Raw genomic sequence first — 13,177 nt, 5'->3', positions numbered from 1 at the left:
CGCCTGGACCGCCTTGATCACGACGCGCCTCCCGTCGGCCGGGGCAGGGCCAGCACATCGCTGTGGTGCACCACGATCCGCAACTCACCGGCCTCGCACGCCGCAAGGCGGCGCCGCACATACGCGTCGGCACGCGGCGCAAGCTCCGGCGACTGTTCGACGGCGGCGTCGACCCAGCCGCGCAGCCACTCACCCATCAGCGCGGACCCGTCGTCGCCAGAGCCCGGCCGGCCCTGGCCGCCCGCGGAACCGGGACCGAGCCGCCACGGGCTGTTGTGCGCCCGTACGGTCATGCCATGGCGGGCGAAGGCCGCGGAGGCCGCCGCGACGGCGTCGGGTCCGAGGAGCCTGCGGCCCCGATCCTCGCGGCGCTGGTGGGAGTTGAACGCCTCGGCCATCTCGGCGTCCAGCGGGTCGTCCGGAGTGAGGTCGACCCGCCCCACGACGGAGAGCGCCAGCAGTGCCGGGCATTCGGCCGCGGCGCAGGCCGCGGCGAGAGCGTCCAACTCGTCGCGGGTGAGCAGGTCCAGCAGCGCGGACGCCGTCACCAGCGAGGTGCCTCGGAGGCCGTCCGCGTCCAGGTGGGCGACGTCTCCGCGTTCCACCGTGACCGTGACGCGGCTGCCGTCGGCGGCCGTACGGGGCATCCGCGCGGCGGCCAGCTCGAGCAGATCGGGGTCGTGGTCGTGCAGGATCCAGTGCTGGGGACCGTTCAGACGAGGCGCGAGCCAGCGTCCCATGGAACCGGTGCCGCAGCCGAGGTCGCGGATCACCAACGCCACGTCCCGTTCCGGCTGGTCGGCCGGCTTGGCCGCCACTGCCAGCTGCTGTCGCAGCGGGGCGAGGAGTTCGCGTGAGCGGGCGGCGGCATCGGCGCCCTCCCGCAGGGCCAGCCACTCCGGGGCGTAACGAGCTGCGTCGGTGCCACTCATGTGGTCCTCCGGGAGTCCTGCTGGAGTTGTTCCAGCGCCTTGGCGAGGTTCCTCGAGGTCGTCTCCCAGCCGGCCAGCGCGGTGCGCCGCCGTCGTGCGGCCGCCTTCGAGCGATGGCGTTCGCCGGGCTCGCGGAGCCAGTGGCGCAACGCCGCAGCGAGAGCCGCCAGGTCGTTGGGCGGCACGAGAACGCCCGGGACGCTGCCGTCGGGCGCGTGCCCGACCGCCTCCGGGAGGCCGCCGACGTCCGTCGCCAGTACGGGAATGCCGCGCGCGAGCGCCTCGGTCACGGCCATGCCGTACGTCTCGGCGTGCGAGGCGAGCACCAGGAGGTCGGCGGCGGCGTAGCTCGCGTTCAGCTCGGGGCCGGTCCGGGGGCCGGCGAGTTGAACCCGGTCGCCGAGGCCGTGCTCGCCGATCAGCTCCCGCAGCCGGGCCACGTAACCGGGATCCTGGCCCAGTCCGCCGACGCAGACGCAGCTCCACGGCAGGTCGGCGACGGTCGCGAGGGCCTTGACCAGCTCGTGCTGGCCTTTGCGCGGGGTCACCGCGGCGACGCACAGCAGGCGCGGGGCGCTGTCGGCGCCTGATGCGGTGCCTGATGCGGTGCCGGCGGACAGCGGCGCGATGTCGGCTCCGGGCGCGGCGACGTGGACCCTGCCGGGGTCGAGCCCATGGTGGTCCACGAGCCTGCCGGCCGCCCAGTCGCTGGTGGCCACGACCGCAGCCACGGCCCGCAGCGTCGTGCGTTCCTTGGCGTCCAGAGCCGCTGCCGTGCCTGGAGCGAGTCCGGTCTCGTCGCCCAACGGCAGGTGCACCAGTACCGCGAGGCGCAGCCGGCCGGCCTCCGGGACGATGATGTCGGGGACCGCGCACGCGACGAGCCCGTCGAGGAGGACGAGGGAGCCGTCGGCCGACTCCCGGAGTATTCGCGCCAGTTCCGCGCGCGCGTCCTCCCGGGGCTGGGGCCAGTCGCCCGCGACGGCGTGCTCATGAACCTGCCAGCCCAGCCGGGACAGGTCCCGGCACACCCTGCGGTCGTAGGTGTTGCCGCCACTCGGTGCCGCCGGATCGTCGACTCCGCCGGGCATCACGACCCGAACCGAGTGCTCGGGCGTGGCGGCGGCGGTGGCGGCTGAGTGGTTCACAGTGCGCGCTCGTAGCTCGCCCACGCGATGTGTGACTCGTGCAGGGTGACGGTGATGCCGGCCAGATCACGGGCGCCCTCGCCCAGCGCACCGGCGTGCACCCGGTCGGCCAGCCGGTCTGCGATGAACTTGGCCAGGAACTCCGTCGAGGTGTTGATACCGGCGAACTCGGACTCGTCATCGAGATTGCGGTAGTTGAACTCACCCACCACGACGCCCAGTTCCTTGGTGGCCAGGCCGATGTCGACGACGATGTTGTCGGCGTCGAGCTCGGGACGGCGGAAGGTGGCGTCCACAAGGAACGTCGCTCCGTGCAGACGCTGCGCGGGGCCGAAGACCTCCCCGCGGAAGCTGTGGGCGATCATCAGGTGCTCACGGACGGTGACGCTGAACAACGGCTGCGACCTCCCGGTCTCCGACGCATGCGGGCCGGTGACGGCCCCTGCACTTCAGTACGGCCGGAGCGTACTGCGCGTTCAAAGGCCCAGGTCGTTCGATGTTCAGGCGGAACCGGCGGCAGCGGCCGTGTCGTACGTCACCCGGTGGCAGAGCCCGGGAAGGGCACCGGAGGCGATCTCGGCCAGCGCCGACGGCAGTTCCTCGAAGGCGCATTCGCCGGTGATCAGTGCGTCGAAGGCCGGGTCGGCGAGCAGCTCGAGCGAGAGCGCGAGCCGGTCGGCGTACGTCCGGCTGGAGCGCCGCGCCGGTGACACCCTCCCCACCTGGCTGGCCCGCAGCACCAGCCGGCCGGAGTGGAAGGCCTCTCCGAGCGGCAGGCTGACCTGCCGGTCGCCGTACCAGCTCAGCTCCAGGACCGTTCCCTCCGCGGCCAGGAGCTCCAGTGAGCGCGCGAGTCCGGCTTCGGTGGCGCTCGCGTGGAACACCAGGTCGCAGTCGCCCAGGGCGTCCTCGGGGAGCGCGAAGTCGACGCCCAGCGCTTCGGCGACGGCGGCACGGGCCGGGTCGGCATCGACCAACTGGACGCGCACGCCGGGGTACCGGGCGACAAGCGCGGCGACAGAGCTGCCGATCATGCCCGCTCCCACGACGGCGACCCGGTCGCCGATCAGCGGCGCGGCATCCCACAGGGCGTTCACCGCGGTCTCCACCGTCCCGGCCAGCACGGCCCGACCTGCGGGGACGGTGTCCGGCACCGGGGTCACGGCACTCGCCGGGACGACGTAACGGCTTTGGTGCGGGTAGAGGCAGAAGACCGTGCGGCCGACGAGATGCCGCGGTCCTTCCTCGACGAGGCCGACGTTGAGATAGCCGTACTTCACGGGCCCGGGAAACTCACCGTCCTGGAACGGCGCCCGCATCGCGGTGTGCTGGCTCCGCGGTACGCCGCCGCGAAAGACGAGGCTCTCCGTGCCACGGCTCACGCCGGAGAACAGCGTGCGCACGACGACGTCGTCGTCCGCCGGTTCCGGCAGAGAAGCGTCGCGAATCTCGCCGTGGCCGGGGGAGCGGAGCCAGAAGGCGCGTGCGGCTCGCTCCATCGGCGACCTCCTGCTGAACGCTGGGGTGACGGTTCACGTTCTGATAATCACGAGGCCGCAAACGGTACGCGGCACTCATCGACTCTGTCACACGACCGGAGGGTGGAGCGCGGTGGCCCTGATCGGCACTTACGACGCGAGGTTGTTGCGCCCGGAGACGGCCGTGGGGGCGGGAGCGCAGACGCTGCTGCTGGCCGTGCTCGCCACGGTGGTCGGGCTGGGGCCCGCGGGATGGCTGACGGGCCTGGCGTTCACGCTCGCCACCTGGGCTGTGCTCACCCGTGCCCTGAGCCGGCGGTGGCCCAGGCCCTTCGGTCCGGCCAACGGTGTCACCCTGGCCCGGACGACGCTCGTCGGAGGTGTGACCGCGCTGATAGCGGATTCCTTCCTGAGCCGTCCGCCGGTCGCGGTCTTGGTCGGCCTCGCCGCGGTGGCGCTGATCCTTGACGGGGTCGACGGCCAAGTCGCCCGGCGCACGGGGACGGAGTCCGCCCTGGGGGCACGCTTCGACATGGAGGTCGACGCCTTCCTCATCCTGGTGCTCAGCGTCTACGTCGCCATGTCACTGGGCGCATGGGTGCTGTTGATCGGCGCCATGCGCTACGCCTTCGTCGTCGCGGCCCGCGTACTGCCGTGGCTGAACGGGCCACTTCCGCCGAGCACGGCCCGCAAGACGGTGGCCGCGCTGCAAGGGATCGTCCTTCTCGTGGTCGGCGCCGGGATCGTCCCGCGCCTGCCTGCGTACGCGGCAGTCCTCGTGGCGCTGGCACTGCTCGTCTGGTCTTTCGCGCGTGACATCAGGTGGCTGTGGCGCGTCAGGGTCCGTGACAGCGCAGTGGTGGTCCGGGACCCGAGTCACGAGAGGGCTTGACCCGCCCCCCCGTCCCGCAGCGCTCCCGGTCTTCGTAGTCCCGGAACGTTCCGATGGTGTGACCCGGCGGTCACCGAGTCGGCGGCGACGGGACGGGGCCGGGCTTCGGGCCGTAGGCGGTGAGGAACCGGTCGCGGAAGGTGTCCATCCGCCAGACCGGAGCCTTCGGCCCTGGCTTGAGACCGTCGTGCCAGCCCCAGCCGGAGATCCGGTCCAGCACGGCCGGGTCGCGGGCGACGATCGATATCGGCACGTCCCGGCCGAGTTCGCCGCGGGTGACGGTCGGGACGGGCTGGTGGTCGCCGAGGAAGACGAGCACGGTGTCGTCGTTGCCGTACTTCTCCACGTAGGAGATGAGGCTGTTCAGCGAGTACTCGATGGCATTCCGGTACTCGGTGCGCACGTTGTCGGGGTCCTTCCACACCTCTTCGGGGTCCTTGCCCGCTTCTTCGATGGAGTGGTAGACGGAGCCGTCACCGACCTGGTCCCAGCCGATCATCCTGGGTATGGGCGCCCAGGGCTGGTGGCTGGAGGTGAGGATGATCGACGCCATCAGCGGCTCGCGGCCCGGCTTGCCGTGCTCCAGGCGCTCGAACGCCGACAGGCTGTACTGATCGGGTACGGGCGTCCAGCTGAACTTCGGTCCCTCGTACCCGAGTTGCCGGGAGTCGTAGATCTGGTCGAGACCGTAGAGCCGTCCCTCCGGCCAGGCCCGCGTGACGCCCGGCATTATGCCGACCGTCCGCCACCGGCCCGCCTCCTGGAAGGCGCCGGTGAGGGTCAGCCGATCGCTCGAGGTGACGCTGCGATAGCGCCCTTCGTTCTCTATCCACAGGCCTGACGCGAAGGTGGAGTGGGCCAGCCAACTGCCTCCGCCCGTCGTCGGCGAGGTGAGGAAGGCGCTCCGGGAGGAGAACCCGGCCGCGCGCAGCCGGCTGTTCCCGTCCGCGAGCACCGCACCGACCTGCGACGCCATTGCCGGGTCCTGGACCGCGCTGCGCCCGTAGCTCTCTATGAAGACGAAGATGACGTCCTTGCCGCTCAGCCCGGTCAGCAGCCGGTCGGCCGGAGTGTCGCGGAAGGCGTCGATCCGGGCCTCCCTGGCGAACACCTGCTCGTCGTTCAAGCCCGCACGCATCTGCTTCACATGGCTCTTCACGAGCGTGGCGGTGCTCGTGGACGCGACCGGTACGCCCCCGACCTGCACGCCGAGCGCCGTGCAGGTGATCCAGGCGGTCCCGAGTACGAGGATGGCAGGGGTCGCCGCGGCGCTGTGCCGGACGACGAGACGGCTCAGCCGGACGACTGCCAGTGTCATGAGGACGAGCAGCGCAAGGACGACGACCACGACCCCGACCACGGCACCGATGGCGCCGCCCCGGCCGACGGAGTCCCTGAGGAACGCCTCGGCGTCGTCGAACAGGATCCAGTCGAGCACCGGGTCGAAGGGCCGGTCGAGAAACGAGTAGAAGCCCATGTCGAGGAGCTTCAGGACGGTCAACAGGCCCAGCCCCGCGCCGGCGAACACCGCCGCCACCCGCCTCGCCCTCGGCTGCAGGGTGAGCAGCACGGCGGCACCGAAGATCCCCTCCACCGGGATGCGCACGAACGCGCCGGGCGTGAGGCGGGTGAGCTGGTTCGGCAGGAGGAGAGCGAAGAGCACCAACAGGGCGGCGAGGGCAGCGATCACCCAGGCAACGGCCGGGTGCTTGTCCCGGCGGGCGGTGGCGACCGTTTCGCCGGAGTCGCCCGAGTCGCCGGAGCCGCCACGGGCGGGTTCCCCGGCGGTGGTGTCTTCGCCAACGTCGGCGTCGTCACGTGCGGCGGCGTCTTGAACGGCGGCGGAGTCCGTACTTGCGTTGTCCGTGTTCGGCAGCTGACGAGAGCGCGTCCAGAGCGACACCGAAGGTCCTTCCGTGCGAAGCCCGGCGGGTGGCCGCCGGATCAGGCCGGGAGGTCGCGGCCCGCCCCTATCTGTACGCCTCGCCGGCGGCTTCAGTTCAAGCAACCAGGTCGCCGTGATCGGAAGGGGCCGCTGCCGATGCGCCGTCCGGTTCAGGCACGCCCTGCGTCACTGCGCGCCCGAGCTCGGTCGAAGAACCACGCGCCCAAGCCCACCAGTACGGCCGCCCCGAGTCCATAGACTGGCAGCCACAGGGTTGTTGTGGCTGACAGGCAGTCGGCAACGGCAGTATGGCTCTGGAGGTATTGCGCCTGAGCGAGGGCGGCACGTCCGTGACCGGCGAGGTTCGCCAGCGAGGCCTCCGTGCGTAGGCTCTCGTACTTGCCCAGCTCACGGCACTCGCTGCGGGTACCCGGCATCGGAAACAACCACGCCCAGCGCTGCAGCATCGGAGCCAGCGTGATCGCGACGCACAAGCCCACGACGAGCGAATACGCCGTCAGGTTTGCGACGTACGCGGCGTGGAGGCCGGGCCTCCACGCCGGCAGGCGATAAAAGCAGAAGATCAACGCAAGAAGCGTCACTCCGATGTATGTGGCGAACCACTGCCAGGAACCCTCTGCGAGTGCGGCTGTCAGCATGGCGGCGAGCGCGATGCCGATGACTCCCGGCTGAGAGGGAGCGCTGCGTCCGCCCGTGCCGACGTCTTTCCCGCCTCCTTGAGGGCTGGGGTCGTCCACGGTCTCTCCCGCCTGCTTCAGGGGGCCACCAGTGTGCGCGCAAATCCGGCCACTGGTCTGACACCGTGCCGAACCGGCCGACAGCCCGACCCGGTTGGCGGTACCACTGGCGTGAGCTGCGCATTCCGGCGCGACGGAGTTCTGCATCTCACAGCGTGGACGGGACAGTCAGCGTGGCGCGGTGATGTCGGCCTTGAAGGGGCCGCCGTGGCCGGGCACGATCAGGTCCGCGGCGGCCAGCACGCGGAGCCGGGAGGCGCGGAGTACCTCGCGGTCCGGGGCTACGGGGTCGTCCGCGGGGCCGTCCGAGTGCCACCACAGGTCGCCGGCGAACGCCACCACGCCCGTGTCCGTGCCGGCCAGCAGGGTGATGTCCTCAAGGCTGTGTCCCGGTGTGCGGATCAGCCGCAGCGACGGGGTCAGTTCATAGCCCTCCGCGTCCCGGTTCCTCCACTGGTCGCCCACGTACTCCACCTTGTGGTCGTGGACCCTGGCCCGTCCGAACAGGCCCACGTTCATGGTGTTGTCCGGGTGGTGGTGGCTGAGCACCACGTCGGTGATGTCGTCGGGGCCGAGCCCCAACTCAGCGAGCGGGCCGAGGATGTGGTCGCGGCTCGCCACCATGCCCGGGTCGAAGATCACGTGCCGGTCGCCGTCGGTGACGTAGGAGACGGTGGCGGCGACTCCGGGACCGGTGGAGCCGACGTAGCCGGTGGTGAGGATCGTGTACACGGCGCTGCGGCCGAGCGGTTCGTCTGTCATGTCCCCATCGTCGCGGGCAGGCCGGGTCGTTGACGAGTGGCACTGCTGCCGCTCATCGCAGGATTCGTGCCAGCCGTGCCACACTGCTCCCGTGCCGCCTTTCGTGACCGTTGCCGCGTACGCACCACCTGGTGTCGGCATGCTCGCCGTGGGCATCGTCGCCGAGGTGTTCGGTCCTCACGGGGAGGGGCTGCCCGGCTTCGACTTCGTGCTGTGCACCGACCGGCCCGGGCCGGTCCCTACCGACCTCGGCGTGCCGCTCATGGTCGAGCACGGCCTGGACCGGCTGGCTGCCGCCGATCTGGTGATCGCCTTGCCATGGGCCGGCTTCCGTACGCCACCCGGTCCCGCCGTGCTTGACGCGCTGTCGGCCGCAAACGAGAGCGGCTCACTGGTCGCGGCCCACTGCGTCGGCACGTTCGCGCTCGCCGCCGCCGGTCTGCTCGACGGCCGACGGGCCACCACGCACTGGCGGTTCGCCGAACTGCTGGCCCACCGCCACCCGGACGTCGCTGTGGACCCCGACGCCCTGTACATCGACGAAGGGCGGATCACCACGGGTGCGGGAGCCGCCGCGGGCTTCGATCTCTGCCTGCACCTGCTGAGACGGGAGTACGGGGCCGCGATGGCCAACGCCGTCGCCCGCGACATGGTGCTGCCCTCGCACCGGGACGGCGGTCAGGCCCAGTATCTGACCTCCCCCGTACCTGAGGACTGCCAGGACGAGCGTCTCGCCGAGGTGCTCGCCTGGGCCCGCGAGCACCTCCACGAACCGCTTCCCGTCGCGGAACTGGCCCGGCGCGCCGTGATGAGCAAACGGTCCTTCGCCCGCCGCTTCGCCGCCGCGACCGGCACCACCCCGCACGCCTGGCTCCGGAGCCTGCGACTGAGCAGCGCCGAGGAACTCCTGGAAACCACGGACCTGCCGATCGAGGAGATCGCCCACCGGGTCGGATACGGAAGCGCGGCTGTCCTGCGCGAACAGTTCGTACGCCGCCGGGGTGTACCGCCCCGTTCCTACCGCCGCTCCTTCAGCAACGCGCCGTAGCGAGCCGGGCGGGCCGACGCAGGCCTGTCGGTGCAAGGGTCACGCGGCCTTTCAGTACGCGGCGGCAGATAATGGGCACCTGTATCAGGCAGCTGATGCCGGTCCTGAAACCAACGAGACCGTTGCGAGGTTCGAGCCATGACCACTCACGACGAATACGTCAGCGTCCGCTACCTCGTCGATGACGTGCAGGCCGCCACCGACTTCTACACCACCCACCTCGGGTTCACGCTGCACTCCAGCGCCGCGCCTGCCTTCGCCGACGTGGTCCGTGGTCGGCTGCGTCTGCTGCTGTCGGGCCCGGCGAGCTCGGGCGCCCGGGCCACCCCGAAGGAGGCTGCCGTCGCGGGCGGCAATCGCATCCACCTCACCTTTGACGACCTCGATGCCGAGATCGCTCGGCTGCGCAGCGCCGGTGTTTCCTTCCTCAGTGAGGTCGTCGCCGGTCCCGGAGGACGCCAGATCCTGCTGACCGACCCGGCAGGCAACCTCATCGAACTGTTCCAACCCGCCGGCCGGCCGGTCACCTGACCCGTCTCCGCCGCCGTGAAGTCGGCGGCACCGCTGCCCGGATGTCAGAGGTTGCGCGGGGTGACCAGGCCGGACTCGTAGGCGAGGACCACGAGTTGGGCACGGTCGCGGGCGTGGAGTTTGGTCATCGCACGGTTGATGTGGGTCTTGGCTGTCATCGGGCTGATCACCATGCGGTCGGCGATCTGGTCATTGGACAGGCCCTGTGCGACCAGGGCGACCGCTTCGCGTTCGCGGCCGGTCAGCTCCGTAAGCGCGGCGCCGGTGGCGGTGGGGAGGGGCTGGGTGACGTACCGGTGGATCAGCTTGCGGGTGATGGACGGGGCGAGCAGGGCGTCGCCGCGGGCGGCGACCCGGACGGCGTGCAGGAGGTCCTCCGGCACGATGTCCTTGACCAGGAACCCGGCGGCGCCGGCGCGCAGCGCTTCGTAGACGTACTCGTCCATGCCGTAGTTGGTCAGCATGACGACGTGCACGCCGGCCAGGGCGGGGTCCGCGGAGATGCGCCGGGTCGCCTCGACGCCGTCCATGACCGGCATCTGGATGTCGATGAGCGCGACGTCGGGCAGCTGCTCCTTGATGAGCGCCAAACCCTCTTCGCCGTCGGCGGCTTCGGCCACCACCTCGATGTCGTCTTCGAGGTCGAGCAACGCGCGGAAGCCGCTGCGGATGAGTGGTTGGTCGTCGACCAGCAGGACACGGATCATGATGCTCGTTCCACGGGGAGTACGGCCTGGACGGTGAAGCCGTGCTCGGTGCGCGGTTCGGCGCGCAGCCGGCCGCCGAGGGCGGTGACGCGTTCGCGCATGCCGAGCAGCCCGAGGCCGGGGGCCGGGGCGTCATCGGGGGTGGCCTTGCCGTCGTCGTCGACCTGGATGGACAGCGCGTCGGGCCGGTATTCGATCCGGACGGTTGCGGTGGTGGCAGAGGCGTGCCGGGCGGTGTTGGTCAGCGCCTCCTGGACGATGCGGTAGGCGGTCCGGCCCACCGCGGCCGGCACGTCGTGCCGTTGCCCGTCGATCGTCAGCGTCGCGTCCAGGCCCATCGAACGGGCGCGCTCCACCAGGTCCGGTACGTGCTCGAGGCTCTGCGGCGGGGTCGTGTCGTCGTCGCGCAGGGCTTCCAGGGTCGCGCGCAGCTCCCGCGTCGCCTCACGTCCGGCCGTCTGGATCGCCAGCAGCGTCTCGGGCACCTGCTCGCCGCGCCGGCGGGCTACGTGGACGGCGACCTCGGACTGCACCTTGATGATCGAAATCTGGTGGGTGAGGGAATCGTGCAGCTCCCGCGCGATGTGCAGCCGCTCCTCATCGGCGCGCCGCCGCGCGGTCTCCTCCCGAGTACGTTCGGCTTCGTCCGCCCGCCGCTCGGCCTGCCGCAGCGCCTCCCCGGCGGCAAAGGCGGCGATCAGCCAGGCGATTTCGAGTACGTTCCGGGCCTGTGCGAACGCCTCGCTCGCCGGCCCGTCGCGGAAGACCAGGGCCGTGAGAGGGAGGACGACGAGCAGGGTCACGGATGCCGCCACCGTGACGGCACGGTGCCCGGCCCGCACTGCGCCGTACACCGCAACCAGGTACGCGACAGCGAGCACCTCGAAACCCGCCGCCTCGTACCCCACGGCGCACAGCCCGGTCACGGCCAGGACGGCGAGCGGAGCCCTACGACGCGCGGACAGCGCCAAACCGCCGGCGGCCAGCAGGACGGAGCCGAGCAGCGCGCGCTCCCCGGCCGGGTGCTGCCCGGACAATCCGGTGCCCAGCAGCAGTGCCGCCACGCCGATGGCAATCGCCCAGTCCATGGCACCGGCCGGGACACGAAAACGCCCTGTGTCCATGCCCGCACCCTAGCCGGACGCCGCTGCGCGCGAGTCCCGCCCGCGGACGAGCGACCGGCTACCGCAACCGCAGTACCTGCACGGCGTCTGCCGTATCCGCGGTGCCGGGCTACGGCATCGGTGGCAGTCCGAATTGACTGCGTCTGCCGGACGACCGGCAGCGTGATCGGCAGGCACGCTCAAGGCACAGCGAAATCTCGGAATGTGCCACGCACGAAGGAGGAGAGCGGCATGAGTGCGACAGATGCCTTGATGATGGCCGCCGAGGGCGGAGTCATCGGCGACGGACGGACCGGGGCCAACCTGGCCCTCGGGGTGGGACTGATCGGCGTGACCATCGGCTGGCTTGCCCTGGCCCGCGCCGCCGGCCGTATCAGCACCGGCAACGCGCGCACCGGCGCTTTGTCGGCCATGGCGGTGGGGCTGGCCGGCACGGCCCTCGCGGTGCTTCATCTGGCCACGTCCAGCGGTGGTCCCGGCACCGGCAACGGGCTCGTCGGAGCCATCGCGGCCATCCCATTGGGGCTGATCGCCATGGTCCTCGGCCGTCGGGCGCTGACGCGGCTGGCCGTGGCGAGCGCGAGCACGGCCGAGCACGGTCAGCCGGGGGCTGTGGGGCCGCGTCGCCGGATGCCGTAGGCGACGGCATCCGAGCGCAGGCACCGCTGCCCCGGAGATCACCGAGGAAGTTGTTGGTGTTGGGGGTCAGTGGCCGGCCGGCGCGGACGAGATCTGCTGCATGAGGCTGATCATGTCCGGAGCGACCCATTCCTCGGCGATCTTGTCGCCCTCGATGCGGTAGATCTCGATACTCCGGAAGCTGACCTGCCGGTCCGTCGCCGCGACCCCTTGGAAGGTGCCCCGGTGCGTTCCGCGGAAGTGGACCCGCACCACCACCTTGTTGTCGACGCCGAACATGTCCTCGACATTGATTTGCAGGTCGGGGAATCCGTCCAGCATGGCCCGAGCCCCCAGCCGCCAGATCTCCCGACCGTGCAGCGGGTCGGGTATCCCGGGGACGTTGGCGATGAAGTTCTCCGTCAGCATCTCGACACACGCGTCGAGATCGCCGCGCTCCAGCGTCTTGTAGGCCGTGTCCAGCAGGGCCTGGCTCTTCTCGGTGGTGGTGTCCATCTCGGTGTCCTCTCCAGGGTGATCGCACGGACGAGCGCGGTGATCGCTCCGATCCGCATGGCTCTCAGTAGAAACGCTGCCGCCGCGTCAAGGTCAAGAAGAGCCTGAGATCCGCTTATAGGCCGCGCCAGAAGAATGTTCAGTGGATTGGGATGAACCAGTTCGGCCGCACCAGGCGAGATGGCTTTACGTGTATTCAGACTGGCAGTAATAATTCGATTCCAGCCCCAATTCTGATGCCTGCCCGTCGAGTTGCTGCTGAGGTCGGCTCATTGAGTGGCTTTCCCGTACCGGACCGGCGTGCTGCGGCAACGTTGTGAACCAGCCCTGTATCCCTGTCCCTTGGACGTTACGTGAGGCGATGGAAGGCTGGGGATGATGGTTGGGCGAAGGAAATTCCTCATGGCCGGTGCTTTGGGCGGCGCGGCCCTGCTTCCGCGGGGTGTTCTGGGAGCGCAGGCGTATGCGTCGCCGGATCACGGGACAGGGTCTTCGGACACCCCGGTGCCGAAGACCCTTCCGCTGAAGAGGTTCGTCGACCCGCTGCCCAGGCCGATGGCAGCCATCCCGGATCCTTCCGTCTATCCGGGCGCCGACTACTACGAGTTGACGATGCGGCAGGGCTCGTGGCGCTTCCACCGGGATCTCGGGCCGGCAAAGGCGTGGGGTTACTGGGCCACGAACCCGCACGATCCTCACAAGGCGATCGGCATGGGCTATCTGGGTCCGACCATCAGCGTGAACTCGGACCATCCGACGGTCGTCAAGTACCGCAACG

General features: G+C 70.5%; 14 protein-coding genes. 4 read left to right on the top strand and 10 right to left on the bottom strand.

Features of this window, described 5'->3' with window-relative positions; all coding sequences use genetic code 11:
• Nucleotides 1-17 precede the first annotated feature (17 nt).
• The 4 genes from ACH4YL_RS04885 to ACH4YL_RS04870 all read right to left on the bottom strand — a co-directional run bounded on the left by ACH4YL_RS04885 (nt 18) and on the right by ACH4YL_RS04870 (nt 3,579).
• Nucleotides 18-932 carry a methyltransferase domain-containing protein gene (locus ACH4YL_RS04885; protein WP_398504888.1) on the bottom strand — a complete coding sequence of 305 codons (915 nt, stop codon included), beginning with the start codon at nt 930-932 and terminating at the stop codon, nt 18-20.
• Nucleotides 929-2,023: a glycosyltransferase family 4 protein gene (locus tag ACH4YL_RS04880; protein ID WP_398505595.1), complete on the bottom strand. Its 1,095-nt coding sequence runs from the start codon at nt 2,021-2,023 to the stop codon at nt 929-931. The genes ACH4YL_RS04885 and ACH4YL_RS04880 overlap by 4 nt, the downstream gene beginning before the upstream one ends.
• A gap of 53 nt (nt 2,024-2,076) precedes the next feature.
• Nucleotides 2,077-2,475: a 6-pyruvoyl trahydropterin synthase family protein gene (locus tag ACH4YL_RS04875; protein WP_398504887.1), complete on the bottom strand. Its 399-nt coding sequence runs from the start codon at nt 2,473-2,475 to the stop codon at nt 2,077-2,079.
• Nucleotides 2,476-2,580: 105 nt separating this feature from the next.
• Nucleotides 2,581-3,579, bottom strand: coding sequence for a zinc-binding alcohol dehydrogenase (locus tag ACH4YL_RS04870; protein WP_398504886.1), 999 nt, complete (start codon nt 3,577-3,579; stop codon nt 2,581-2,583).
• Nucleotides 3,580-3,691: 112 nt separating this feature from the next.
• Between ACH4YL_RS04870 and ACH4YL_RS04865 the strand changes: the two genes are divergently transcribed.
• The gene (locus ACH4YL_RS04865; protein WP_398504884.1) at nt 3,692-4,450 is read left to right on the top strand and encodes a CDP-alcohol phosphatidyltransferase family protein; all 759 of its coding nucleotides are present in this window, start codon (nt 3,692-3,694) and stop codon (nt 4,448-4,450) included.
• A gap of 70 nt (nt 4,451-4,520) precedes the next feature.
• Here ACH4YL_RS04865 and ACH4YL_RS04860 read toward each other — a convergent pair whose 3' ends face one another.
• From ACH4YL_RS04860 to ACH4YL_RS04850, 3 genes are all read right to left on the bottom strand, one after another.
• A complete protein-coding gene (locus ACH4YL_RS04860; RefSeq protein ID WP_398504882.1) occupies nt 4,521-6,353 on the bottom strand; it encodes a sulfatase in 1,833 nt (610 codons plus the stop codon).
• 152 nt (nt 6,354-6,505) lie between these two features.
• Nucleotides 6,506-7,093 (bottom strand): hypothetical protein, encoded by a 588-nt coding sequence (locus ACH4YL_RS04855; RefSeq protein WP_398504880.1) that lies wholly within the window; start codon nt 7,091-7,093, stop codon nt 6,506-6,508.
• Nucleotides 7,094-7,261: 168 nt separating this feature from the next.
• Complete coding sequence (locus ACH4YL_RS04850) at nt 7,262-7,855, bottom strand: MBL fold metallo-hydrolase (protein WP_398504879.1); 594 nt, start codon at nt 7,853-7,855, stop codon at nt 7,262-7,264.
• Nucleotides 7,856-7,994: 139 nt separating this feature from the next.
• Between ACH4YL_RS04850 and ACH4YL_RS04845 the strand changes: the two genes are divergently transcribed.
• Together ACH4YL_RS04845 and ACH4YL_RS04840 are read left to right on the top strand one after the other, a co-directional pair.
• Nucleotides 7,995-8,903, top strand: coding sequence for a GlxA family transcriptional regulator (locus ACH4YL_RS04845; RefSeq protein ID WP_398505594.1), 909 nt, complete (start codon nt 7,995-7,997; stop codon nt 8,901-8,903).
• A gap of 138 nt (nt 8,904-9,041) precedes the next feature.
• Complete coding sequence (locus tag ACH4YL_RS04840) at nt 9,042-9,434, top strand: VOC family protein (RefSeq protein ID WP_398504877.1); 393 nt, start codon at nt 9,042-9,044, stop codon at nt 9,432-9,434.
• A gap of 44 nt (nt 9,435-9,478) precedes the next feature.
• Here the strand turns inward: ACH4YL_RS04840 and ACH4YL_RS04835 are convergent, their stop codons facing one another.
• On the bottom strand, nt 9,479-10,141 hold the full coding sequence (locus ACH4YL_RS04835; RefSeq protein WP_398504875.1) for a response regulator: 663 nt from the start codon (nt 10,139-10,141) through the stop codon (nt 9,479-9,481).
• Nucleotides 10,138-11,265: a histidine kinase gene (locus ACH4YL_RS04830; RefSeq protein ID WP_398504873.1), complete on the bottom strand. Its 1,128-nt coding sequence runs from the start codon at nt 11,263-11,265 to the stop codon at nt 10,138-10,140. The genes ACH4YL_RS04835 and ACH4YL_RS04830 overlap by 4 nt, the downstream gene beginning before the upstream one ends.
• 231 nt (nt 11,266-11,496) lie before the next feature.
• Between ACH4YL_RS04830 and ACH4YL_RS04825 the strand changes: the two genes are divergently transcribed.
• A complete protein-coding gene (locus ACH4YL_RS04825) occupies nt 11,497-11,904 on the top strand; it encodes a DUF6223 family protein (RefSeq protein WP_398504871.1) in 408 nt (135 codons plus the stop codon).
• A gap of 66 nt (nt 11,905-11,970) precedes the next feature.
• On the opposite strand, the gene ACH4YL_RS04820 is transcribed toward ACH4YL_RS04825, so the two are convergent.
• Nucleotides 11,971-12,399: an ester cyclase gene (locus ACH4YL_RS04820; protein ID WP_398504869.1), complete on the bottom strand. Its 429-nt coding sequence runs from the start codon at nt 12,397-12,399 to the stop codon at nt 11,971-11,973.
• Between the last annotated feature and the right edge of the window lie 778 nt (nt 12,400-13,177).

The organism is Streptomyces sp. NPDC020681 (assembly GCF_044334895.1).
Taxonomy (GTDB): domain Bacteria; phylum Actinomycetota; class Actinomycetes; order Streptomycetales; family Streptomycetaceae; genus Streptomyces.
The sequence above is the reverse complement of the archived record's forward strand: the minus strand, read 5'-3'. Positions and strand labels throughout refer to the sequence as shown.